Origin of the sequence: Pantoea sp. Ep11b (assembly GCF_040783975.1) — a bacterium.
Classification (GTDB): domain Bacteria; phylum Pseudomonadota; class Gammaproteobacteria; order Enterobacterales; family Enterobacteriaceae; genus Pantoea.
Map to the genome: position 1 here is coordinate 3,374,185 of NZ_CP160631.1, position 19,534 is coordinate 3,393,718.

The 19,534-nt window shown below is 57.5% G+C and carries 19 protein-coding genes; 14 read left to right on the top strand and 5 right to left on the bottom strand.

All coding sequences use genetic code 11. The features are described 5' to 3' along the window. Nucleotides 1–23 precede the first annotated feature (23 nt). The 8 genes from AB1748_RS15765 (at nt 24) to AB1748_RS15800 (ending at nt 7,446) form a co-directional block, all read left to right on the top strand. Complete coding sequence (locus AB1748_RS15765) at nt 24–704, top strand: molecular chaperone (RefSeq protein ID WP_367395728.1); 681 nt, start codon at nt 24–26, stop codon at nt 702–704. A 13-nt stretch (nt 705–717) separates the two neighbouring features. Then, entirely contained in the window at nt 718–3,222 is a 2,505-nt protein-coding gene (locus AB1748_RS15770) for a fimbria/pilus outer membrane usher protein (protein WP_367395729.1), read from the top strand. Then, a complete protein-coding gene (locus AB1748_RS15775; RefSeq protein WP_367395730.1) occupies nt 3,213–3,725 on the top strand; it encodes a fimbrial protein in 513 nt (170 codons plus the stop codon). Before AB1748_RS15770 ends, AB1748_RS15775 begins: the two co-directional genes overlap by 10 nt. A gap of 16 nt (nt 3,726–3,741) precedes the next feature. After that, on the top strand, nt 3,742–4,230 hold the full coding sequence (locus tag AB1748_RS15780; RefSeq protein WP_367395731.1) for a fimbrial protein: 489 nt from the start codon (nt 3,742–3,744) through the stop codon (nt 4,228–4,230). Nucleotides 4,231–4,287: 57 nt separating this feature from the next. After that, nucleotides 4,288–5,187 (top strand): fimbrial protein, encoded by a 900-nt coding sequence (locus tag AB1748_RS15785; RefSeq protein WP_293773039.1) that lies wholly within the window; start codon nt 4,288–4,290, stop codon nt 5,185–5,187. Nucleotides 5,188–5,334: 147 nt separating this feature from the next. Further along, the gene (locus tag AB1748_RS15790) at nt 5,335–5,580 is read left to right on the top strand and encodes a DUF2543 family protein (RefSeq protein ID WP_111139949.1); all 246 of its coding nucleotides are present in this window, start codon (nt 5,335–5,337) and stop codon (nt 5,578–5,580) included. A 222-nt stretch (nt 5,581–5,802) separates the two neighbouring features. After that, nucleotides 5,803–6,291 carry a cold-shock protein gene (locus AB1748_RS15795; RefSeq protein ID WP_111139931.1) on the top strand — a complete coding sequence of 163 codons (489 nt, stop codon included), beginning with the start codon at nt 5,803–5,805 and terminating at the stop codon, nt 6,289–6,291. Between the two features lie 300 nt (nt 6,292–6,591). Continuing rightward, complete coding sequence (locus tag AB1748_RS15800; protein WP_367395732.1) at nt 6,592–7,446, top strand: PA4780 family RIO1-like protein kinase; 855 nt, start codon at nt 6,592–6,594, stop codon at nt 7,444–7,446. Between the two features lie 48 nt (nt 7,447–7,494). On the opposite strand, the gene mgtU is transcribed toward AB1748_RS15800, so the two are convergent. Beyond that, on the bottom strand, nt 7,495–7,581 hold the full coding sequence (mgtU, locus tag AB1748_RS15805) for a magnesium transporter protection protein MgtU (RefSeq protein ID WP_353887348.1): 87 nt from the start codon (nt 7,579–7,581) through the stop codon (nt 7,495–7,497). Between the two features lie 18 nt (nt 7,582–7,599). Further along, on the bottom strand, nt 7,600–10,302 hold the full coding sequence (gene mgtA, locus AB1748_RS15810; protein WP_367395733.1) for a magnesium-translocating P-type ATPase: 2,703 nt from the start codon (nt 10,300–10,302) through the stop codon (nt 7,600–7,602). A gap of 648 nt (nt 10,303–10,950) precedes the next feature. Here mgtA and AB1748_RS15815 point away from each other — a divergent pair. The 6 genes from AB1748_RS15815 (at nt 10,951) to speG (ending at nt 16,666) form a co-directional block, all read left to right on the top strand. Then, nucleotides 10,951–12,519, top strand: a complete 1,569-nt coding sequence (locus AB1748_RS15815) for an ABC transporter substrate-binding protein (protein WP_111139928.1) — start codon at nt 10,951–10,953, stop codon at nt 12,517–12,519. Further along, on the top strand, nt 12,519–13,571 hold the full coding sequence (locus tag AB1748_RS15820) for an ABC transporter permease (RefSeq protein WP_111139927.1): 1,053 nt from the start codon (nt 12,519–12,521) through the stop codon (nt 13,569–13,571). The genes AB1748_RS15815 and AB1748_RS15820 overlap by 1 nt, the downstream gene beginning before the upstream one ends. After that, complete coding sequence (locus AB1748_RS15825) at nt 13,568–14,425, top strand: ABC transporter permease (protein WP_111139926.1); 858 nt, start codon at nt 13,568–13,570, stop codon at nt 14,423–14,425. Before AB1748_RS15820 ends, AB1748_RS15825 begins: the two co-directional genes overlap by 4 nt. Further along, nucleotides 14,415–15,245 carry an ABC transporter ATP-binding protein gene (locus AB1748_RS15830; protein WP_111139925.1) on the top strand — a complete coding sequence of 277 codons (831 nt, stop codon included), beginning with the start codon at nt 14,415–14,417 and terminating at the stop codon, nt 15,243–15,245. The genes AB1748_RS15825 and AB1748_RS15830 overlap by 11 nt, the downstream gene beginning before the upstream one ends. After that, on the top strand, nt 15,238–15,915 hold the full coding sequence (locus tag AB1748_RS15835; protein WP_293773061.1) for an ABC transporter ATP-binding protein: 678 nt from the start codon (nt 15,238–15,240) through the stop codon (nt 15,913–15,915). The genes AB1748_RS15830 and AB1748_RS15835 overlap by 8 nt, the downstream gene beginning before the upstream one ends. Before the next feature lie 205 nt (nt 15,916–16,120). Next, on the top strand, nt 16,121–16,666 hold the full coding sequence (gene speG, locus AB1748_RS15840) for a spermidine N1-acetyltransferase (protein ID WP_111139923.1): 546 nt from the start codon (nt 16,121–16,123) through the stop codon (nt 16,664–16,666). On the opposite strand, the gene AB1748_RS15845 is transcribed toward speG, so the two are convergent. From AB1748_RS15845 to mmuP, 3 genes are all read right to left on the bottom strand, one after another. Further along, nucleotides 16,667–17,086, bottom strand: a complete 420-nt coding sequence (locus AB1748_RS15845; RefSeq protein WP_128085597.1) for a hypothetical protein — start codon at nt 17,084–17,086, stop codon at nt 16,667–16,669. Nucleotides 17,087–17,171: 85 nt separating this feature from the next. Then, on the bottom strand, nt 17,172–18,107 hold the full coding sequence (gene mmuM / locus AB1748_RS15850) for a homocysteine S-methyltransferase (protein ID WP_367395734.1): 936 nt from the start codon (nt 18,105–18,107) through the stop codon (nt 17,172–17,174). After that, nucleotides 18,097–19,506 (bottom strand): S-methylmethionine permease, encoded by a 1,410-nt coding sequence (gene mmuP, locus AB1748_RS15855; protein ID WP_111139920.1) that lies wholly within the window; start codon nt 19,504–19,506, stop codon nt 18,097–18,099. Before mmuP ends, mmuM begins: the two co-directional genes overlap by 11 nt. Nucleotides 19,507–19,534 lie beyond the last annotated feature (28 nt).

The window sequence follows — 19,534 nt, forward strand, 5'->3', positions numbered from 1 at the left end:
GCCCCTGGATTCGGAGATGTGTAATGCGTTTTTTAATTGGCTTATTTTTTGCCACCCTCACCTGGGGCTGTCAGGCCAGCATCAGCCTGGGCGTGACGCGCGTCATTTTTAATGAAGGCAGTAAAGATGTGACCCTGTTCGTCCGCAACAGCGCCAGCGAAACACCGTTTCTGGTGCAGTCCTGGATAAGCGACCCGGCGAAAAGTGATAAAACGACCGACCAGTTTTTATTAACGCCACCGCTATTTAAGATGGGGCCGGGCGAAGAGAATCTGCTGCGGGTTGTGGACACCTCTTCTGCGTTACCGAATGACAGAGAGAGCCTGTTTAAAATTAACGTCAAAGCGATTCCGCCAGCCCCCGATAAAGATAAATCCGCGAACACGCTGCAGATTGCGATTAAAACCAGCATCAAACTGTTTTACCGCCCGGCATTCATGAAAAATATGAAGCTGGAAGATGAGGCGGGAAAAGTCACATGGCGGCAGTCGGCTGACAACCTCACCCTGATTAACCCTACGCCGTTCAATATCGCGATAACGAAAGTGGACGTTAATGGTGTTCAGACTGCGGTGTCACAGAGCAGTTTACCGGCAAAAGGCAAGATGACCCTGAACATTCAGAAGAAAAACATCAGCGACATCGGGATTGAATATATCAATGACTACGGTGGTGTCGTTAAGACAAAAATAAAGAAAGAATAGAAATATTACCGCCATGAATAAAATCTCCTGTCTGGCCTTTTTATTGCTGTTTAATACAACACTCTCGTTTGCTGACGTCAGTTTCAACACCTCATTCCTGGAGCTGAACGGCAGCCCGGCGGATATGGATGCCCTTAAAAAGCAGGTTGACAATATCTCCCGCACGCAGCCTGCCGGTGAATACTGGGTTGAGATCTATATCAACGAGAGTCTGTATGCGAAGCAGTCGGTTAATTTCAGCTACGATAAAAAGCGCGATAAAATTACGCCCTGCCTTGACAGTGATTTTTTTAAAAATGCCGGACTGAAAGAGGATGCGTGGTCTCGCCTGCAGCATTCGGGGAACTGTGTCGCCTTCACAGAGGCGTTAGAGGGGGCTGACTTCGTCTATGACTTCGCCCGGCAGAAACTCCTGATCACTCTTCCGCAGGCGTTTCTGGACGATGCAGACAGAACGCGGATCAAGGCGGGCTGGGATAATGGCGAAACCGTTCTTTTTTCAGGCTACAGCCTCAGTCATTCCCAAATCTGGTCGGCAGACAGCGCCGTTAAGAGTAAGAAGACATCTTTTACCTCACTCAATAATGGCTTTAACTATGGTGCCTGGCGATTCAGGAACGTCACCTATATTCAGGATGATGGCGAGAACAGACGAGAAATCACCTCGCCGCAGAATTATGTGCAGCGTCCGCTGCCGCAGCTTGATGCCAACCTGAGTCTGGGAGATGTCTACTCAAATGGGGAGATCCTGGAGGGCATTAACTATCGCGGCGTGCAGCTGGCGTCTGATATCAGCATGCTGCCCGTCGAATCGCAGGGATTCGCGCCCACCCTGCGCGGAACGGCGAATGGCCGCTCGAAAGTGTCGGTTTCGCAGAACGGATTTAAGATCTTCGAGCGCTGGGTGCCATCCGGCCCGTTTAATATCGGCAATATCCCCTCGGTCAGCGGCGGGGATGACCTGCTGGTCACGATTGAAAATGAAGCCGGAGAGAAGCAGTTTTACCGCCAGTCCGCGTCCGCTCTGCCGGTGATGGTGCGCGGCGGCCAGTTCTTTTATGAAGTTAACGCTGGTGAATATCGCACGCTCTATCCGGGGAATCACACGCCCGAACCTTACTTTGTGGCGGGCACGGCGCGCTACGGCTTAAACGGCAGCACAACCCTGTTTGGCGGCACCTTACTGAACAGCAACTATCAGGCCTATAACCTGGGCTTTTCACGCAATCTTGCGGGATATGGTGCACTGTCCGCAGACTCGACGCTGTCGGTGTTTAAGCCTGCAGGCGCAGCGGATGCGCCGCAGCGCGGCAATGCGCTTCGCCTGCGCTATGCAAAAGATTTCAGCGGCACCGGTACTAACCTGACGCTGGCGGGCTATCGGTATAACACCCGCGGGTTCAGACGATTCAGTGAAGCCTTTGACGATTCTCGCGCCGTTTCGCAAAGCAGTGACGCCATCCTGTCGACATCCGGCCTGAAAAACAGCGTCTCTGCCACGGTTTCACAGCGGTTAACCGACAACAGCAGCGTCTATCTGAACTACAACAAAGATGATTTCTGGCAGTCACAGCCGGCACGCCAGACGCTACAGACCGGGTACAGTTTTAATGTCGGTCGGGCAAGCATTACGCTTTCCGGGACATTCAGTCATCTGCAGGAGAAGCAGACCTCGGCGTTTGCCCTCTCCTTCAGCATGCCCTTGAGTGCAACCAGCCACTCTCCGCGTCTCTTCACCACGTCAGGTTACAGCGCGAATAACCTGAACAATAGCGTGACGATATCGGATACCTCGGACAGCCTGCCGGGTTTAAGTTACAGCGCTAACGCATCCTCAATGCGCGGTGACGTGGGAAAGACCCAGGCTTATGGCGTTTCCGCGCAGTACAGCGGTGCGAAAGGCAATCTGCGAACCAACCTGTCACACAGCGATCTGCGCAATCAGCTGGATATCGGCGGCGAAGGCGGGTTAACGCTGTATAAGGGTTCGCTGATCGCATCACCTCCGCTGGGCGATACGAACATTATTGCCCGGACAAATAACATCGAAAATGTCGGTTTTGATTTTCAGTCAAAAAGCCGGACCAATAAAAGTGGCTATGCGATGTTAACCAATGCGTCGCCCTATACCCGGAACCGGGTGTCGGTCAGGACCAATACGCTGGATGACAATGTTGAAATTGAGAAACTTGTCGGCGAAGTGACGCCAACACGCGGGGCATTCAGCGTCATTGATTTCTCCGGCAGGAAAGGCAACAAAATTATATTACACGCCGTAAATGGCCAGGGGGAGACGGCACCTTTCGCTGCAGAAGTATTTATCGACGCCGAAAAAGCGCAGATAACGCCAGACGCGCTGGTGTCCGATAATGGCAGCGCCTATTTAACCGGCGTGCCGGACAACGCGCGCTTTGAAATTAAAGTTAACAGTGAGCGTTGGTGCGCCGGAGAAATCGCCACCCGCAATAATCAATCCGCTAAATCAGGCGTTATAAAGGTGAATACCGTATGTCATTAATTCTGTCCCGGATAGTCGTTATTTATGTTCTCACCGCTTTTCATGCGCTTTATGCCAAAGACACGGTGAATATCAGCGTGACCGGCTCGCTGAAAAAACCACCCTGTACTTACACTGCCAGTAAATCAATCAATGTCAATATGGGAGAGGTCACTTATGACAAATATGACACCGTCTCAGGAAATATTCCGCTGATATTACAATGCCCGCCGGGTTCAGCCGTCACGGTAACAGTCCGGCCAGGCAGCGGAACCTCACTGGCCAGTGGTTCAACGACAACGGCGGTCACCAGCTACAGGAACCTGGGTATAGAGCTCTGGTGGAGCGGGACTCAGGTGCTGACCGGTGGACAACAACAACGGGTCAGCCTGACCGGCAACAGAATACTCAGCGGGCTCTCTGGTCAGGCCGATCTCTCAATGACGGCCAGGCTGGTTAAACTGGCCGATCTGGGCGTCAGTAGTTTCAGCGCCAGTTTCACCGTTGAACTTGATTACGACTGACGGGCTGGCGGTATTGATGAAACGATGGATGAAGGCGGGAGTGATGTATATTGCGCTCTGTCGCGGCGCCCTGGGGCTGGATGTGAATGTCAGCGGGAATCTGCTGGCTCCGGCCTGTACGGCCGAACTCCCCGCGGACAGCCTCGTTACGCTTCCCGAGGTGAGCCTTGCTCAGCTCTACAAAGGGGAGAGTAAACCCACCTCTGCAACGATAAAAATACGCTGCTACAAGCTGACTGCGGTCAGTTTTACGTTGCGAACCGATCAGACGGATCCGACAGGCGTGGTGAAAACGGATCTGAGTGGCATCGGCCTGGAGATGGGCTACGGCCTGAGTCAGGCAGGCGTACTGACCGGACTCGTTAAACCTGGCGAGACAATTAATCACGCACTGCTGAATGAGGCGCTGTTCATCATAAAGGCCAGGCCGGTCATTATCGATGAGAGCCGCGCAGCCGCCGGGAGTTATTCTGCATCAGCCCTGCTGAGCATTGAGTACCGCTGATATTTGCTGTGTAAGATCAGCAATTTTATATTTTTACTATTTTTCCAGGAGAGCGTTATGTCCATTATTTTAAAGACAGGGTTTATCTTGATTCTCCTGATTTCTGCCTTTACCTGTAAAGCCGCAGATATGGTATGTACACCGTCTCTTATGATGGTGGATTTAGGGGTTGTTCAGCAAGGGGTCACCACTGATTATAATGCTTATATCGATGGACCTCTTAATCAATTTACCTGCAATGTAAACAGGAGTTTTTTATATGGCGCCTCACTTTCATATAAAAGCGAACCCGTCAATGGTTTGAAAGCTGGCTTCCTGATCCCTATGGTTTATAATAACACCCAGGTTCCGACCTACCAGATTAATAAACCGACAAATATATGTATCGGGCCTACTAATTTCGCCTGCAACTTTCCTCTGGGCGCTAATTCAAGGCTCTCTTTTTCCATGCGATACCGTATATTAATCAATCTTGCTGGAATCGGAACTTTTGTAGGAAAAATAGATTTATATCAAACTCCCAGAGTTCTGGTCGGATATTCAGAACAGATCACCAGTTTTTATTACACCTATACCGTTGCAGCCAGGCCCTGTACCGTCGCCGATACAAATTTCGCGGTTAACTTTGGCGATCTGGATAACCGTCTGTCTGACAATCCCTACCGCGAGCTGGCGATCGCGGTAAACTGTCCGGCACGGACCAATGTCGATGTGCAGCTGAACGCCGGTAAGCCAATTGTGAACGCGACACAGGGCCTGTCAAAAACGTCACTCGCCGGTCTGAACATGCAGGTGTCCCGGAATGGTTCTCCGGTCGTTTTAAATCAGACCAGCACGCAGGTTTTTCAACAGGGGATTAACACTTACCAGCTGAAATTCTCTCCGCAGCTGGCATCCTCTCCGGCACCGACAGGCAGTTTCAGCGCCGATTATACGCTGACCTTTGACTATAAATAGGGCAGCATGCGCGTTTTACCTGACGTATTCAGGAAGGCCGCCGCTTCCCCTTTACAGCCCCGGTCTAAACACGAAATAATCCCCCGGTAAGCCGGGCCACAGATGCTGGCGCGGCCTGAACCTAACCTCAACGCTGCGGACCCCATTATGAATAACGAAATTTCTCTCAAATACTACGATGTTGCAGATGAGTATGCGACGGAGTCCGCTAAGCCGGTGAGCGAAGCCGAGCGCACGCCGCTGGCTTACTACTTTCAGCTGCTGATCACCCGTTTAATGAACAACGAAGAGATTAGCGAAGAATCGCAGCAGGAGATGGCGCGTGAAGCCGGCATCGACGAGGAGCGTATCGATGATATCGCTGAGTTCCTGAACCGCTGGGGCAATGAGTAACGCAGAAGCGGCCTGGTGCAGCTGAAGCGGCGCATCCGGTCAGCCTGAGGCGTGCATCTGAGCCTGCGCCTCCTCCTTCTCCGGGTCGGGCAGCCACGCCTTCCACGCGGCACCTGCCCTCTGGCACCGCCCTGAATTATCATCCAGACTGATATAGTCTGCGCAGGCATTGTGCTTTACACTGCGCGCTGTAAAAAACTGAGTAGATTAAGCAGGCAAAAAATGGCGATGAACGGAACAATCACAACCTGGTTTAAAGATAAAGGATTCGGCTTTATCAAAGATGAAAACGGCGACAACCGCTATTTTCATGTGATCAAGGTCGCCAATCCTGATCTGATTAAGAAAGATGCGGCGGTGACGTTTGAGCCGACCACCAACAATAAAGGCCTGTCGGCCTATGCGGTGAAGGTGGCCCCGGAAAGTAAATATATCTTTATCGCCGGTGAACGTATCAAGATCACTTCGATTAAATCTTACCTGGTCTACAGCGAAGAGGTCCCGGCAGATACCGGTATTGATAAAGAGAATGCGGTGCTGTCAGTGGGTCTGCTGCTGAATAATATCCGGCCAAAATCTGACATCAGAGCGGGTGAGATGCGCTCCCTGAAGAAACTGGCGGTCACCACTTTCCAGGGCACGACCCTGATCTTCTCTGAAGATGAGATCGACGTTGAGAGCACCGTTAAGCTGCTCAAAAGCCTGAAGTAATCTTCAGGCTGGCCGGGGGCCTGCCCGCCCATGCCCGGCCAGCCTGCCTGACAGTCAGCCGACGCCTTTTTAAAACCCACACGCCGATTACGCTGGCGCAATCCGCTGGCTGAGCGTCGTCCGCTTTGCCGCTCCGCCTGGCGGGTCAGGCGAAAAGCGCGCTCAGAAGCGTATCTCATCAAGGATCATCCCCATTAAGCCATTTTCCAGGGTAGAATCAGAGACTTCTTTCCGTGATTATCACGGCTTCCATCATCGCAGATTGATACGAAAAGCGGGTGAAATAAGGGTTAACGCTGCATGAAGATCCCAAACAGAATCCAGCCTCTGGTCGATGACGGCCTGATTGACGATGTGCTGCAGCGGCTCAAAAGCGGCAAGGAAGCAGACGTTTACACCGTGCTATGCGGCGACAAGGTGCAGTGCGCCAAAGTCTATAAAGAAGCGTCTCAGCGTAGCTTCAAACAGGCCGTCCAGTATCAGGAAGGCCGCAAAACCCGCAACAGCCGCAATGCCCGCGCGATGCAGAAAGGCTCGAAGTTTGGTCGTAAGCAGCAGGAAGAGTCCTGGCAGACTGCCGAAGTCGATGCGCTGTTCCGCCTGGCAAACGCGGGGGTTCGCGTGCCTCAGCCCTACCTCTGCATTGACGGCGTGCTGCTGATGGAGCTGGTCACCGACGACAATGGCGCGGTCGCGCCGCGCCTCAGCGATGTCACCCTCTCCGAAGCGCAGGCGATTACCGACTTCAACACCATGATCCGTAATATCGTCCGCATGCTCTGTGCGGGCATCGTGCACGGTGACCTTTCTGAATTCAACGTTCTGCTGGATGATCAGGGCCCGGTGATTATCGATCTGCCGCAGGCGGTCGATGCGGCGGCCAACAACCATGCCGGGTCGATGTTCAGACGTGACGTGAATAACATTACCGCGTACTACGGCCAGTTCGCCCCGCAGCTGCTGAAGACGCGCTACGCCAGAGAGATCTGGCAGCTCTATGAAGATGGCAAACTGACGCCTGAGACGCCGCTGACCGGACAGTTTGTGGAAGTGGAGCGCGCGGTCGATATGGATTCGCTGCTGGATGAGATCATTACCGCAGAGGATGACCATTACGAGCGCCAGCGCGCCAGGCGCGAGCGCGACAGCGATTAAACAGAAAAGGCAGCGAATCACTTCGCTGCCTGTTAGTTTAAGCGGGGATTAGCGTACCACTACCGTCAGCGCGATCAGGGTTAAGCCGATGACCATCACGCCGACAAAAACGCTGTCGAGCCGGTTTCTTTTCATCTTTGCCTCCCTGTGATCCTAGAACCACTGACCAAAGCGACGGATATAGAACCGTTTCATGCCCTGCGCCACCAGGCAGTAGCTGAACAGCGTCAGCACCAGCCAGGGGAAATATTGCCATGGCAGCGGCACCAGTCCGACCATCGTGCCCAGCGGTGAGAACGGGATCAGGATGCCCAGCGCCATCACCGCCAGCGTGGTCAGCATGACCGGTAAGGTGGCGCGGCTCTGAATAAACGGAATCTTCCGGGTGCGCAGCATGTGCACCACCAGCGTCTGCGACAGCAGCCCCTCAATAAACCAGCCGGACTGAAACAGCGACTGCACGCCCGCATGGTTCGCGCCGAAGATGAACCACATCAGCGCAAAGGTGGTGACGTCAAAGATTGACGATGTCGGGCCCATCCACAGCATAAAGCGTTTGATGTTACCGGCATCCCATTTGCGCGGCTTGTTCAGGAACTCCCGATCCACCTTGTCCCACGGCAGCGCCAGCTGGGAGACGTCATACATCAGGTTCTGAATCAGCAGATGAATCGACAGCATCGGCAGAAACGGAATAAAGGCGCTGGCCACCAGCAGCGAGAAGACGTTGCCGAAGTTTGAGCTGGCGGTCATGTTGAGATACTTGATGATGTTGCCAAAGGTCTCGCGTCCTTTGAGTACCCCCTCATTCAGCACCTGTAAATCCTTCTCCAGCAGGATGATATCTGAAGAGGCTTTCGCCACATCCGCCGCGCTGTCTACGGAAATGCCGGTGTCGGCGGCCCGCAGCGCAGGCGCGTCGTTGATGCCATCGCCCAGGAAACCCACGGTGTGACCGTTCTGCTGCAGCAGGCGCACCAGCCGGGATTTCTGCTGCGGCGTCAGTTTTGCAAACAGCGTGCAGCGTTCGGCCTCCTGCGCCAGCTCCTCATCGTTCATCGCCTCGATCTGATCGCCGGTCAGCATCGCCGGATCGGTCAGCCCCACATCGGCACAGACCCGCTGAGTGACCAGCGGATTGTCACCGGTCAGCACCTTCACCGCCACGCCGCTGTCGCGCAGCGCTGTGATCGCCCTGCCTGCGCTGGCTTTGGGCGGATCGCGGAAGGTCAGCATCCCCTGGATAACCAGGTCGCGCTCATCACTGTCGCTGAGCGGCGTATGCAGCGCCCCCTCCCGGGTAGCGACCAGCAGTACACGATAGCCCTGCTGATGATAGCGTTCGGTCTGCGCCATCAGCGCGGCACGCTGGTCCGCATCCAGTGCCACCACCGCATCGCCCTGCCGCACGGCGACGCTGACCGCCAGCATCTCTTCCACGGCCCCTTTGCAGATCAGCTGCGAACGGTGCTGCGTCAGATCCTCCACCAGCACCGATACCCGGCGGCGGGTAAAATCGAACGGCAGCTCATCGACCAGCTGGAACTGGCTGCGCTGAGCCGGTGAAATCACGCTGTCACCCGCGCAGAGCACCGCGCGGTCCATGAGATTTTTTACGCCGCTCTGACTGCCGCTGTTGAGCCAGGCCAGCAGCAGCACCTGCTGATCTTCCCGGCCGTGCACATCCAGATGATGCGCCAGCAGGATGGTGTCCTGGGTCAGCGTGCCGGTTTTATCGGTGCAGAGGACATCCATCGCGCCCAGGTTCTGGATGGCGTTGAGCTTTTTCACGATCACTTTGCGGCGCGACATCGCAATCGCCCCTTTGGCGAGGTTGGCGCTGACGATCATCGGCAGCATCTCCGGCGTCAGGCCGACCGCGACGGCCAGCGCAAACAGCGTGGCATCCATCCAGTCACCTTTGGTGAAGCCGTTGATCAGCAGCACCACCGGAACCATGACCAGCATAAAGCGGATCAGCAGCTTGCTGACGCTGTTGACCCCGCGATCGAAGGCGGTCTGCGGACGGCTTCCCACCAGCGATGAGGCGAGCGAGCCAAACCAGGTGTCGCCGCCGGTGGCGACCACGACTGCGCTGGCGGTGCCGCTGGCAACGCTGGTGCCCATCAGGCCGATATTGGCTGATGAGAGCCGCTCCTGAACGGTCTGTCCTTCCTCTTTGATGCCTGCTTCACTGCTCTGCTTTTCCACCGGCAGTGACTCACCGGTCAGCACGGCTTCACTGATAAACAGATTGCGTGCACTCAGCAGGCGGACATCGGCAGGCACCTGATCGCCGGTGCTCAGCAGAATCACATCGCCCGGCACCAGCTCACTCATATCCACATCCTGCCGCCGGGCAGTTTCGCTGCCCGGTTCACGCCGCAGCACAGTCACCTGGCTGCGAACCAGTGACTGCAGAGCCTGCGCCGCCCGGTTGGTGCGGAACTCCTGCCAGAAGCGCAGCAGCCCGCTCAGGATCACCATCGTGCAGATGATGATCACCCCGGAGAGATCCGTCTCCTCGCCTGCGCGCAGCGGCAGGATATAGTCGGTAAACAGACTCACCAGCGCCAGGACCAGTAAGACATAGATGAAGGGGTTGTTAAACGCCATCAGCAGCTGAACCAGCGCGGGGGGCGCTTTCTCATGTGCCACTTCATTACGGCCATAGATGGCCAGGCGCTTCGCGGCCTCGTCCCCGGTCAGTCCCTGGCGATGGCTGCGGAGATCGGCCAGTGTCATCTCAACGTGCTGACCGGCATGCTGTGCCACAGCGTACATTTTTTTACTTTTTTTATCGTTACGGTTGCCGGATGAACGCATCGCAACCTGCTCCAGTTTCATGTCGCTCATTTCGACATCTCCCTGATTTAAAGCATGTGTTGTCCTGCACGAAAATAATGTGCATGGCAGGAACCTGGCAGAGCCGGGTTATTTACTCTGACGACCTTTGAAAATATTTCGCCCACGCCAGAAATAGTGACGCGCGCAGGTGAACATGACGCTGGTTTTACTCAGCGTAATAAAGGTCTGATATCGGCGTTCGGGCGCAGCCAGGGCTACGCCGATCGAGGCGGAGGAAAAAGTGCAAGAATAAACAGCAGCATAACGCGCACTCCTGTAAATGACAGGATTAAAAATAAGGAGCGCGATCGTGAATTAAAGCGGGGATCGCTGCTCGCCGGGTGGCAAGCAGCAGAGAAGAATCAGCTTGCCAGAATAATGATTAAACCAGGGTGACTGTCCAACTGAATTCTCCTGAAATGATTTGCCGCTATTATAAAGAGAGGAAAGTCCGGGTAAAGCTGTTCAGGCACAAATAAACGCCCTGTTGAGGATTTGTTTCTGCTCCGCCTGCCGCTTCGCTAACAAAATGGCGATTTTCTTATAACAACAACCTCACTCTTATAACTTTTAGTCATATGATTAGCCCATATTCGACTATTCTTCATATCTCCCCTTTCGTAAACTCGCGTAACTTTTTAGAGGCAAGGAAATTTCATGAAAACTATAATTCCATCCCTGCTGGCGCTGACGCTGGCTGCCGCTTTCACAGCCCAGGCCGCAACACCCAAAGATACGCTGGTCATTGCCCAGTCAACGGACGATGCCGACAGCTTTGACCCGGCCAAAGGGTTTGAACTCACCAGCGTACAGGCTTTCACGAACATCTATCAGCGTCTGGTTCAGTCCGACCCGCAGAATCCGGTGGATCTGAAGCCGACGCTGGCCACCTCCTGGCAGCCAGGCAGCGACAACCGCAGCCTGACGTTTGAACTGCGTAAAGATGCAAAATTCTCCACCGGCAATCCGCTGCGCCCGGAAGATGTGATCTTCTCGCTGGGCCGCGTGGTGAAGCTGAACCTCGACCCCTCTTTCATCCTGACGCAGCTCGGCTGGACCAAAGATAACGTCGATGGCTTCCTGAAGAAGGTTGACGACAATCATGTGCAGATCAGCTGGACTGCCGACGTCAGCCCGACCTATGTGCTGAGCCTGCTCTCCGCCCCGGTCTCCTCGATCGTCGATGAAAAAACCGTTATGGCCAACCAGAAGAGCGGTGACCTGGGTAACGCCTGGCTGGCCACGCACTCTGCGGGCAGCGGCCCGTATCAGATCCGCAAGGTCGTCCTGCATCAGGCCGTGCTGCTCAGCGCCAACCCCTCTTCACCGGCGGGCGCACCAAAGATGAAGAACATCCTGATCAAGAACGTCCCGGAGCCTGCGGCGCGTCGTCTGCTGCTGGAGCAGGGTGATGCCGATATCGCCCGTAACCTGGGTGCCGATCAGATCGCGGCGCTGAACGGCAAACCGGGCGTGAAGACCGAAGCCATTCCGATGGCGTCGCTCTACTACATCCAGTTCAACATCGGCGGCAACGATACGCTGAAGAACCCGGCCTTCTGGGAAGCGGCGCGCTACCTGTGGGATTACAAGGGCATCGCTAACGAGCTGCTGAAAGGCCAGTTCGACGTGCATCAGAGCTTTTTGCCTAAAGGTTTCCTGGGCGCAATCAACGACACGCCTTACAGCTACGACCCGGAGAAAGCCAAAGCGATCCTGAAGAAAGCGGGCCTGAACAACGTCAGCTTTAAACTCTCTACCAGCAACCAGCCGCCTTATCTGGATATCGCGCAGGCGCTGCAGGGCAGCTTTGCTAAAGGCGGCGTGAAGGTGGAAGTGGTGCCGGGCCTGAGTTCTGAAGTCTCGACCAACGTGAAAGCGCATAAATATGAAGCGACGCTGAACGCCTGGGGCTCCGACTACTTCGATCCGAATACCAACGCTGCCTCCTTTGCTTACAACCCGGAAGATGGCAGTAAAACCATCGCTTACCGTTCAGACTGGCATATCCCGGAACTGAACAAGCAGGTTATTGCCGCCACGGCCGAAAGCGATCCGAAGAAGCGTATCGCCCTGTATGAAGCGATGCAGCGTGAGGTGATGAAGAACTCCCCGTATGTGATTGGGATGCAGGCGAAGAACCTGATCGCGCTGCGCGACAACCTGAAAGGCTATGTTCAGGGCATCAACCCGGACATGGTGTATTACTCGCAGGTCACTAAGTAATGGCACAGTCTGTTCCTTCAGCCGGGTTCGCCCGGCTTTTTTGGCAGCGTGGCGGGCGTCTGATCGGTAGCGTGCTGTCGCTGCTGGTCACGCTGCTCGGCCTGCTCGCCTTTACCTTTATGCTGTCGCATCTCTCGCCAATCGATCCGGTGCAGCAGATTGCCGGCGATCACGCCAGTGAAGCGACCTATGCCCAGGTGCGTCACGACCTCGGTCTCGATCAGCCGGTGCTGATGCAGTTCTGGCGCTACATCGAACATTTAGCCCACGGCGATCTGGGCGTCTCCCGCCTCACCAACCAGTCGGTGAGCGGCGATCTGATGACCACCTTCCCCGCCACCATCGAGCTGGCGACCTGCGCGATGATCTTCGCCGTAGTCTTTGGCGTCACGCTGGCGCTGCTGGCCGCCTGGAAACCGGGCAGCTGGATCGATAACCTCGCCCGCTTTATCTCGCTGCTGGGCTACTCGGTGCCGGTGTTCTGGCTCGGTCTGCTGGGCCTGCTGCTCTTTTATGCCGTGCTGCACTGGTCCGCCGGGCCGGGACGGCTGGATGATATCTGGGTCTACACCCTGGAGCCGAAGACCGGCTTTGTGCTGATCGACAGCTGGCTGTCGGGCGAACCGGAGATGTTCCGCAATGCGATAGCCCATCTCTGGCTGCCGGTGGTGATCCTGGGCCTGCTGGCGATGGCGGGCATTACCCGTCTGCTGCGTGCGGCGCTGCTGGAAGAGAGCAGCAAAGAGTATGTGGTGCTGGCGCGTGCCAAAGGCGCGGGTCGGGTGCGCATCCTGCTGCGCCATATCTTCCCCAACGTACTGGGTACGCTGGTGACGGTGATCGCCCTCTCCTACGCCACCCTGCTGGAAGGCTCCGTGCTGACCGAAACCGTCTTCGCCTGGCCGGGTGTCGGCCGCTACATGACCAACGCGCTGTTCTCCGGCGATGTGCCGGCGATTCTGGGCTCAACCCTGTTAATCGGCACCTGCTTTATCCTGATTAACACCCTGGCGGATGTCTTAACCTGGTTAACCGATCCGAGAACCCGATGACGCAACAACTCTCTGAACTCGAAACGGTGCGACCACGTCGCCGCCGTCAACGCGTGACCTCGTTAACCGTAGGGCTGACGCTGGTCGCAATTCTTATCCTGATGGCGCTGCTGGCCCCGCTGATTGCGCCCTTCGATCCGAATGTGCAGACCATGTCGAGCCGCCTGCTGGCGCCCTCGGCGCAGCACTGGTTTGGCACCGACGGCTTTGGCCGCGATCTGCTGTCGCGCGTAATTTATGGCACGCGGCCGACGCTGCTGCTGGTGTCGCTGATTCTGCTGCTGACCATTCCGGCTGGCCTGCTGATCGGCATCACCGCCGGTTACGTCGGCGGCTGGACCGAACGCCTGCTGATGCGCATCACGGATATCTTCCTGTCGCTGCCGAACCTGGTGATCGCGCTGGCGCTGGTGGCGATCCTTGGCCCCGGCCTGATGAACGGCGCACTGGCGCTGGCGCTGACCAGCTGGCCACCCTTTGCCCGCCAGGCGCGCGCTGAAACTCTGGCGCTGCGCCGCAGCGATTATCTGGCTGCCGCCCGGATGCAGGGCATCACCGGCTTCCGCCTGATGTTCGGTCATATTCTGCCGCTCTGCCTGCCGACGGCCGTGGTGCGGGCGGCGCTCAGCCTGGGCGGGATTATCCTGGCCGCGGCCGGGCTCGGTTTCCTGGGGATGGGCGTTCAGCCGCCCACCGCCGAATGGGGCTCGATGGTGGCCGAAGGCAGTAAAGTGATCTTCGACCAATGGTGGGTGGCCGCCGCTCCGGGCGCGGCAATCCTGTTTGCCAGCCTGGCCTTTAACCTGACAGGCGACGGCCTGCGCGACCGACTGGATACCCGTCATGCAAAATAATCTTCTCTATGCTGAGGGGCTGACCATCCGCAGTGATGATGCGCTGCTGGTCGATCACATCAGTTTTTCCGTGGGTCGCGAGCGCGTCGCGCTGGTCGGCGAGTCCGGTTCCGGCAAGTCACTCACCGCCCGCAGCCTGATGGGGCTGCTGTCGCCCGCGCTGCATCTGCAGGCCAGCCAGCTTCAGGTCGCCGGTGAGAATGCGCTGACGCTGAGCGAGCGCCGCTGGAGCCAGCTGCGCGGTAATCGCGTGGCGATGGTGATGCAGGACCCGAAGTATGCGCTTAACCCGACGCGCACCATTGGCTGGCAGGTGGAAGAGCCGCTGATCCTGCATCGCCGTCTGAGCCGCGCCGAACGCAGAGAGAAAGTGTGCGACATGCTGGATGCGGTCGGCCTGCCCGATCCGCGTCGCCTGATGCAGCAGTATCCTCATCAGCTCTCAGGCGGAATGGGCCAGCGCGTCATGCTGGCGATCGCCCTGATCACCGATCCGGACTTTCTGATCGCCGATGAACCCACCTCCGCGCTGGATCATGCGATGCGCGACCAGGTACTGGCGCTGATCCGCGGTCTGGTGGAAGCGCGCAACATGGGACTGCTGCTGATCAGCCACGACCTGCAGCAGGTTTCGGAACATTGTGAACGCGTGATAGTGATGTACAAGGGGCGTCTGCTGGATACGCTGCCGGCCGCCGATCTGCCGCGTGCCACCCATCCCTACACCCGCACACTCTGGGCCTGCCGGCCGGGCAAAGCGACCCACGGTCAGCCACTGCCGGTGCTGGATCGCGCGGCGCTGGAGGCAAAATATGATTAAGCTGACCGATCTCAGCGTTGCCCATAAGCAGGGCTACGATCTGCGCACCGTGGTGCATGAGGTTAACCTGGAGGTTAACGCGGGCGAGTGTTTCGGCCTGGTCGGGCCGTCGGGCTGCGGCAAGTCTTCGCTGCTCTGGGTGCTGGCGGGCCTCAATCCGCACTGGCAGGGCCAGATGCAGCTGGCCGGTCATCCGGTTACGCCAGGCAAAGCCTTCACCGGTGCGCTGCGGCAGGAAGTACAGATGGTGTTTCAGGACCCCTATGCCTCGCTGCATCCGCGTCACCGGCTGCGCCGCACCCTGGCAGAGCCGCTGAAGCTGCTGAAACGCGACAACATCAATGACCGGATCGACCAGGGCTTCCGCCACGTCGGCCTCGATCCCGCGCTGGCCGACCGCTATCCGCATCAGCTCTCCGGCGGTCAGCGTCAGCGTGTCGCCATCGTGCGCGCGCTGCTGCTGCAGCCGAAGATCCTGCTGCTCGATGAGCCGACGTCGGCGCTGGATATGTCAGTGCAGGCGGAGATCTTAAACCTGCTCAACGATCTGAAACAGCAGGATGGCCTGACGATGGTGCTGGTCAGCCACGATCCCGATGTGATCGACCACATGTGCGATCGCGCCGTGCGGATGGCGCAGGGCCGCATCATCGAGCAGATCTCAGCCTGACGCCAGGCCGGACGGCCCGCCGTGGCTGTCCGGTCTGTCTCGCCCTGCTCCGCCTTCCCCCCTGCCTGCACCTGCCTCTCGCTGTTTTTCACGCTGCCCTTTCCGATCTGATGCCGGAATGGCACCGCCTGCGCGCGTCGATCAAAACGCAGCGGCGGGCTGATGGGATATAATCGCGGCAATTTTTTCAGAAGAGGAAAAGGTCATGACGGTAAAACTGCGTCCGCTGGAGCGGGAAGATCTGCACTTTGTCCACCAGCTCGATAACAACGCCAGCGTGATGCGTTACTGGTTTGAGGAGCCCTATGAGGCCTTTGTGGAGCTGTCCGACCTCTACAACAAGCATATTCACGATCAGACCGAACGGCGCTTTGTGGTGGAGCACAGCGGGCAGAAGGCGGGATTAGTGGAGCTGGTCGAGATTAACCATGTGCATCGTCGCGCCGAGTTTCAGATCATTATCGACCCGGCGCATCAGGGCAAAGGGCTGGCCACGCAGGCAGCGAAGCTGGCGATGGATTACGGCTTCTCGGTGCTTAATCTCTATAAGCTCTACCTGATTGTCGATCAGGAGAACGAGAAAGCGATCCACATCTACACCAAGCTCGGCTTCGGGATTGAAGGCGTGCTGAAGCATGAGTTCTTTATTAACGGGGAGTATCGCAACACCATACGCATGTGCATTTTCCAGCATCAGTATCTGGAGCACCACAAAACGCCAGGCGGAATGGTGAAGCCTACCGCACAGTAATCAGCCGCGCGCGCCAACCGGGTTCATATAGGGACGCGGGTGGTCCGGCTTAAGGTCATACATGCCGCCGTAGAAGGGGTCGACCAGCAGCCAGCCGGGGAAACCGCCCAGCGGAATATTGCCCAGCAGATACCAGAGGTTGGCGCGTGCTTCGATCGGCACCGTCACCGGCACATAGCCCGGACTTTCCAGCATCAGCAGGTAATGTTTTTTACCGAAGTAGCGGCCGGTTGATTTCGCCAGCTCTACGGTCTGCGGCGTGAAACCCTGCGCGACCGCATAGCCGCGCTCATCCTGCACCGTAAAGCGCGCGCCCTGCGGCAGAGAGTCGATGCGCACCAGCTGGGTTTCATTGCCGACGATGGTGGCACAGCCGCTGAGCAGCAGCGCGGCGGCCAGAGCCAGAATTCGCTGTTTCATGAAGGGGTCCACAGAGTGATCAATGATCAGAGTGTAGACCGCCCTTTTCAACTCAATCGGGCTATCATCGCCCGATTCAGCCAGCTTATTGCGGTTGACAAGCGCGGGCGATAGAGGCGATGTCGTTGGGTGAGGTGCGGCAGCAGCCGCCGATCAGCCTGGCGCCCGCCTGTTGCCACTCACCCAGCTTGTCATGCAGCGTGCAGCCCGACGGCGCGGAGTGCCAGGTTTTGCTGCCCGCATCATACTGTTCGCCGGAGTTAGGATAGACCACCAGCGGCTTGTCGGTGAGTTTCTGCAGCTGCTGCAGCGCGGGCGTGACGCTCTCCAGCGCCACGCAGTTGATGCCCAGCGCCACAACCTGCGGCTGCTGATTCAGCCAGCTCACCACCTCGGTCAGTGGCGTGCCGTCGCTGATGTGTCCGGCATCGCGCAGCGTGAACGAGAACCAGGCCCGGCCCTCAGGAAACTCCGCCAGCAGCTTCACCAGCGCCTGCGCTTCGGCAAAGGAGGGCAGGGTTTCGCAAGCCAGCAGATCGGCACCGGCTGCCAGCAGCGCCTGCACGCGCGGACGGTGGAACGCGATCATCTCCGCTTCCGGCAGCGTATAGTCGCCGCGATATTCCGAACCATCCGCCAGGAATGCGCCATAGGGGCCGACCGAGCCCGCCACCAGCAGCGTTTTCGCGTCGGGCCGCACCGCCAGATAGTCCTGACGGGCGCGACGGGCCAGCTCCACGCTCTGCGCAATCAGCGCCAGCGACTGCGCCTCATCCAGACCGCGCGCGGCAAACCCCTGCGGGGTCGCCTGATAGCTGGCGGTGATGGCGCAGCGTGCACCGGCAACAAAATAGTCGTAGTGAACCTGATAGATCAGTTCAGGATTTTCCATCAGCACTTTGGCTGACCAGAGCGCATCGGCCAGATGACAGCCGCGGGCTTCCAGTTCGGTGGCCAGGGCGCCATCAAGAATCAGCAGCGGTGACTCCGTTAAAGCCTGTGCGACAGGGTTATGCGACATCGTTAGCCTCCTCAGGCCGGGTGGATGCTTTGTGGGTCAGATGGTAAGCGGCGTAGCAGAACAGGACAAACGGGATGCCGCACCACAGCGCAATGCGCTGGGTGGGATCGAACGCCAGTCCCACACAGGCCAGCAGGCAGAGCAGAAAGCCCAGCACCGGCACCAGCGGATAGAACGGCGCACGATAGGTCAGCTCGGCCAGCGATTTGCCCTGCTGAAGATGACGGCGACGGAACATAAAATGGGAGGCGCAGATGCTGAGCCAGACCGCCACCACCGCAAAGCCAGAGATGGCTGACAGCGCGACAAACACGGTATCCGGTGCCACCACGCTGGAGATCAGCGCCAGTAAGCCGCCCGCCATGCTGACGGTGATCGCCAGCAGCGGCACGCCGCGTCTGTTTACCCGGGCGAAGGCGCGCGGCAGCGTATTTTCATTGGCCAGCGACCAGAGCATCCGCCCGGAGGCGTAGAGGCCGGAGTTGGCCGCCGAGAGGATAGCGGTCAGGATCACAAAGTTAATGATATCGGCCGCATAGGGGATGCCGATCTTTTCAAACACCAGCACAAACGGGCTTTTGACGATGCCGGCCTGGTCCATCGGGATTAGCGCCGCCAGCACGAACACGGTGCCGATGAAAAAGATAATCAGCCGGACGACAGTGGTGCGGATCGCCAGCGGCAGCACTTTCTCCGGCTGCTGCGTTTCTCCAGCCGCAATGCCGATCAGTTCGGTGCCGGAGAAGGCGAAGTTCACGGCCACCATCGTCATCAGAATCGGCAGGACGCCGTGGGGCAGCCAGCCGTGCGCGGTAAGATTGCTCAGGCCCGGTGCGGGGGTGCCATCTTTCATCGGGATAAAGCCGAACATCGCCGCGCCGCCAAGCAGGATAAACGCGACAATCGTCACCACTTTAATCAGCGAGAACCAGAACTCCCCTTCCGCAAAGAAGCGGGTTGAGATGACGTTCAGCAGATAGATGGCGCAGCAGAAGACCAGGCACCAGGCCCAGACCGGGATCTGCGGGAACCAGTACTGCATACAGAAACCGGCCGCCGTCAGGCTGGAGCCGAGCGCCACGGTCCACGTCAGCCAGTAGAGCCAGGCTACGGTGTAGCCGGTGGCCGGGCTGAGATAGCGTGCGGCGTAGACGTGGAAAGCGCCGGTTTCCGGCATCGCCACCGAGAGCTCACCCAGACAGACCATCACCAGCCAGACCACCAGCGCGCCGATCAGATAGGCGAGCAGCGTGCCCGCTGCGCCGGTGGTGGAGATAATATAGCCGGTGTTAAAAAACAGGCCGGTGCCGATGACACCACCCAGCGATAACATCACCAGATGGCGCACTTTCATGGTGCGTTTAAATTTTTCCTGCGAGGAAGTTGGCTGTTCGCTCATCACTTTTATCCGTATGGACGTCTAAACA

What these genes read in the sequence shown, in the direction of transcription:
- speG (WP_111139923.1), top strand. Translation starts at nt 16,121, where the DNA reads ATGACGGTAAAACTGCGTCCGCTGGAGCGGGAAGATCTGCACTTTGTC.
- AB1748_RS15780 (WP_367395731.1), top strand. Translation starts at nt 3,742, where the DNA reads ATGAAACGATGGATGAAGGCGGGAGTGATGTATATTGCGCTCTGTCGC.
- AB1748_RS15815 (WP_111139928.1), top strand. Translation starts at nt 10,951, where the DNA reads ATGAAAACTATAATTCCATCCCTGCTGGCGCTGACGCTGGCTGCCGCT.
- AB1748_RS15800 (WP_367395732.1), top strand. Translation starts at nt 6,592, where the DNA reads ATGAAGATCCCAAACAGAATCCAGCCTCTGGTCGATGACGGCCTGATT.
- mgtA (WP_367395733.1), bottom strand. Translation starts at nt 10,302, where the DNA reads ATGAGCGACATGAAACTGGAGCAGGTTGCGATGCGTTCATCCGGCAAC.
- AB1748_RS15770 (WP_367395729.1), top strand. Translation starts at nt 718, where the DNA reads ATGAATAAAATCTCCTGTCTGGCCTTTTTATTGCTGTTTAATACAACA.
- AB1748_RS15795 (WP_111139931.1), top strand. Translation starts at nt 5,803, where the DNA reads ATGGCGATGAACGGAACAATCACAACCTGGTTTAAAGATAAAGGATTC.
- mmuP (WP_111139920.1), bottom strand. Translation starts at nt 19,506, where the DNA reads ATGAGCGAACAGCCAACTTCCTCGCAGGAAAAATTTAAACGCACCATG.
- AB1748_RS15765 (WP_367395728.1), top strand. Translation starts at nt 24, where the DNA reads ATGCGTTTTTTAATTGGCTTATTTTTTGCCACCCTCACCTGGGGCTGT.
- AB1748_RS15835 (WP_293773061.1), top strand. Translation starts at nt 15,238, where the DNA reads ATGATTAAGCTGACCGATCTCAGCGTTGCCCATAAGCAGGGCTACGAT.
- AB1748_RS15830 (WP_111139925.1), top strand. Translation starts at nt 14,415, where the DNA reads ATGCAAAATAATCTTCTCTATGCTGAGGGGCTGACCATCCGCAGTGAT.
- AB1748_RS15820 (WP_111139927.1), top strand. Translation starts at nt 12,519, where the DNA reads ATGGCACAGTCTGTTCCTTCAGCCGGGTTCGCCCGGCTTTTTTGGCAG.
- AB1748_RS15825 (WP_111139926.1), top strand. Translation starts at nt 13,568, where the DNA reads ATGACGCAACAACTCTCTGAACTCGAAACGGTGCGACCACGTCGCCGC.
- mgtU (WP_353887348.1), bottom strand. Translation starts at nt 7,581, where the DNA reads ATGAAAAGAAACCGGCTCGACAGCGTTTTTGTCGGCGTGATGGTCATC.
- AB1748_RS15790 (WP_111139949.1), top strand. Translation starts at nt 5,335, where the DNA reads ATGAATAACGAAATTTCTCTCAAATACTACGATGTTGCAGATGAGTAT.
- AB1748_RS15775 (WP_367395730.1), top strand. Translation starts at nt 3,213, where the DNA reads ATGTCATTAATTCTGTCCCGGATAGTCGTTATTTATGTTCTCACCGCT.
- mmuM (WP_367395734.1), bottom strand. Translation starts at nt 18,107, where the DNA reads ATGTCGCATAACCCTGTCGCACAGGCTTTAACGGAGTCACCGCTGCTG.
- AB1748_RS15785 (WP_293773039.1), top strand. Translation starts at nt 4,288, where the DNA reads ATGTCCATTATTTTAAAGACAGGGTTTATCTTGATTCTCCTGATTTCT.
- AB1748_RS15845 (WP_128085597.1), bottom strand. Translation starts at nt 17,086, where the DNA reads ATGAAACAGCGAATTCTGGCTCTGGCCGCCGCGCTGCTGCTCAGCGGC.